General features: G+C 72.5%; 3 protein-coding genes. 1 reads left to right on the forward strand and 2 read right to left on the reverse strand.

Features of this window, described 5'->3' with window-relative positions; all coding sequences use genetic code 11:
• Positions 1–797 (reverse strand): sulfite exporter TauE/SafE family protein (locus tag FJ251_14875; GenBank protein ID MBM4118985.1); only part of this gene is annotated, 797 nt, incomplete at its 3' end.
• Positions 794–2473, reverse strand: coding sequence for a (E)-4-hydroxy-3-methylbut-2-enyl-diphosphate synthase (gene ispG / locus FJ251_14880; protein ID MBM4118986.1), 1680 nt, complete (start codon positions 2471–2473; stop codon positions 794–796). The genes ispG and FJ251_14875, both read right to left, overlap by 4 nt.
• Before the next feature lie 134 nt (positions 2474–2607).
• Between ispG and FJ251_14885 the strand changes: the two genes are divergently transcribed.
• Positions 2608–3057 carry a hypothetical protein gene (locus FJ251_14885; GenBank protein ID MBM4118987.1) on the forward strand — a complete coding sequence of 150 codons (450 nt, stop codon included), beginning with the start codon at positions 2608–2610 and terminating at the stop codon, positions 3055–3057.
• Positions 3058–3181: the final 124 nt, after the last annotated feature.

Genomic DNA, 3181 nt, shown 5'->3' on the forward strand with positions numbered 1-3181 from the left:
AAAATACCTACTGCCTGGATCTCCACCCAGACCGCGACCACCAGCAGCACCAGCGCCAGGAGCTGGCGCAGGCGCCGCGGCTTGATGCGCGCCGTCAGCCGCGCGCCGATCTGCCCGCCGATCAGGGCCGCCGCAGCGCCGGCGAGGGCGGCGAGCCAGGGGACGTGGCCGGCCACGGCGTGGCCAGCCGCGCCCACGGCCGAGGTGATGGCGAGCAGCAGCGTCGAGGTGGCGACGGCCACCCGCGTGGGGATGCGAAAACCCAGCGTCAGGATGGGCACGACGACGATGCCGCCCCCGATGCCGAAGAGCCCCGAGAGCAGTCCGGCCAGGGCACCGGCGCCGATCGCCCCCGGCACCGGCACCGTGTAGCTCTCGCCCTCGCGTTCGCGCCGGAAGCGCCAGCGGCCGCCGCCGGTGGGGCCTGCGGCGGGCGGCGCGGGCTTCGCCTCGCGCAGGAGGAGCAGGGAGACCGGCACCAGGACGATCCCGAAGGCGATGCGCAGCAGCCGCTCGTCGAGGTGGCCGGACAGCGCACCCGAGAGAAAGCTGAGCAGCCAGGCGCTGGGGCCGATCGCGAGCACCAGGGCCGGCTCGACCAGGTGGCGACGCAGGTACACCGTCGAAGCCGAGATGCCCATCGCGGCGATCATCACGAGCGAGGTGGCCGTGGCGGCCTGGAAGCCGCTGCCCGCCGCGAGCCAGATCGGCACGAAGAAAACGCCGCCGCCGATGCCGACCATGGCGCCGAGCGCGGCGATCGGCAGGCAGAGCAGGGCGACGAGCAGGGGGCTCATCGCTGCTCCTTCTTCCCGGTTGGCTCGCGCCAGATTCCGTGTTGCGCGAGCAGGGCCTGCAGGCGATCCACGGCCTGCGCCTCGGGGATGCCGCGCTCCAGGCACTCGCGCCCGCGGTAGAGGTCGATGCGGCCGGGCGCCGCACCCACGTAGCCGAAGTCGGCGTCGGCCATCTCGCCGGGGCCGTTCACGACGCAGCCCATGATCGCGATCTTGATGCCTTCGAGGTGGCCGAAGCGCTCGCGGATGCGGCGGGTGGCGGTCTGCAGGTCGAAGTGCGTGCGCCCGCAGGAGGGGCAGCTGATGAAGTCCGCGCGGCTCATGCGCAGGCGGGTGGTCTGGAGCAGCGCGTAGCCCAGCTCGACGCCGCGCAGCGCCTCTTCGCCGCTCGAGGCCTCGACGGCGACGCGTCGGGCCAGGCCTTCCAGCAGGGGGATGCCGGCGCCGACCGCCAGCTCGAGCAGGGTGCGCTCCCGGGCTGCGGGCTCCAGGCGCGGCTCGGCCAGGCGAGCGCTGATGCCCCTCGGCACGACGACGAGACCGAGGCGGCCCAGCTCGTCCGTGCGCACGTGGTCGGGCGGCAGCGGCCGCCAGCGGAGCGCGAGCAGGTCCTGGATCGCCGGCTGCCAGTGCACGGGAACCAGGGTGACGGGGAAGTGTTTGGCGCGCGCCTCCGGATCGAGGCCGCTGAGCGCGTCGTCGTGCGGGAGGGCGCCGGTAGCGGGATCGGCCTCGCGCGCGGCGAACTCGGCGCTGAGGCTGGCCGCGGTCCAGGGTTCGGCGACATGGCGGCGATCCGAGTAGCGCTCGGCGAGCGCGCGCGCGGCGGGGAGCTCCTCGAGAGCGTTCTCCGTCAGGGAAACGCGCACCGTGTCGCCGATGCCGAGCTCCAGCAGCGAGCCCATGCCGATGTAGCTCTTCAGGCGGGCGTCCTCGCCCTCGCCCGCCTCCGTGACGCCCAGGTGCACGGGATAGACCTCGCCCTCGCCCGCCTCGGCGCGGCGCAGCATGGCAAGCGCGAGCAAGCGGTAGGCCTCGACCATCACGCCGACGTGGCTGGCCTTCATCGAGATCACCAGCTCGCGATAGCCCGCGCTCTCGGCCAGGCGCACGTACTCCAGCGCGGCCTCGACCATGCCGAGCGGCGTGTCGCCGTAGCGCGAGAGGATGCGCTGGGAGAGCGAGCCGTGGTTGCTGCCGATGCGCAGGACTCGCCCCTGGCGCTTGCACGATTCGACGAGCGGCAGGAGGCGCTCGCCGACGCGCGCCAGCTCGGCAGCGTACTCGGCGTCCGTGTAGGGCGCGCTGCGGGGCTTTCGCGTATCGGCGAAGTTGCCCGGGTTGATGCGCAGCTTCTCGACGAAGTCCGCCGCGCGCAGGGCCGCCTCGGGGCTGAAGTGGATGTCGGCGACCAGGGGCACCCTGACGCCGGCGGCGTCGAGCTTCGCGCGCAGGGGGGCGAGCGACGCGGCAATGCGCGGGCTCTGCACGGTCACGCGCACGAGCTCGGCGCCGGCCGCCGCCAGCTCGCAGATCTCGGCGGAGACCGCCTCGGTGCGCTCGGTGGCCGCCACGGTCATCGTCTGCGTGACGATCGGCGCGCGGCCGCCGAAGACGAGCGGCCCGGCGGGGCCGGCGAGGACGACCTCGCGGGCGAGGAGGAGCTGGGGCGGCATGGCCCCACGATAGGGTGGGCGGGCGGCGGCCTCAAGCGGGAAAAGGCCGTCACTTATGGCCTTGGGATGGCTTTTCAGGACTCGTCGGCTTCGCTATGTTGTCAGCTCAGCCCTCGCCGACCGGGAGGTCAACCATGCTCTGGCGTCTCTGCCTCGCCTGCGCCCTGCTCGTCTGCGCGCTGCCCGCCGCGGCGGGCGACACCGGCCTCGGCATCATCATCGGCGAGCCCACGGGGCTCAGCCTGAAGCACTGGACCGGCCGCAGCAAGGCGATCGACCTGGCCGCGGCCTGGTCCTTCGAGGGCGAGGACGCCCTGCACCTGCACGGCGACATCCTCTTTCATCGCTACGACTGGATCGAGGTGGACGGTGAGGGACTGCCCACCTACCTCGGCATCGGCGTGCGCGCCAAGCTGGTCGACGAGGACGAGCTGATCGGCGCGCGCTTCCCGATCGGCCTCGCCTACGCTTTCGACCGCAACCGCTTTGACTTCTTCTTCGAGCTGGTGCCGATCATGGACCTGGCGCCCGACACCGACTTCAGCCTGAACGCGGGGCTCGGCCTTCGCTTCTGGTTCGACTAGCGAGGATCATGGCCGGCCGCGAGATCTTCCTCAGGGACACCATTCACGGGATCGTCAGCCTCGACACGGCCGATCCCGGCGATCGCCTGATCTGGGCGCTGGTGCAGACGCCCGAGTTCCAGCG

The sequence above is a fragment of the bacterium genome (assembly GCA_016873475.1).
Taxonomy (GTDB): domain Bacteria; phylum Krumholzibacteriota; class Krumholzibacteriia; order JACNKJ01; family JACNKJ01; genus VGXI01.

Coding starts and splice junctions, on each gene's coding strand:
- ispG (MBM4118986.1), bottom strand. CDS start 2,473: ATGCCGCCCCAGCTCCTCCTCGCCCGCGAGGTCGTCCTCGCCGGCCCC.
- FJ251_14885 (MBM4118987.1), top strand. CDS start 2,608: ATGCTCTGGCGTCTCTGCCTCGCCTGCGCCCTGCTCGTCTGCGCGCTG.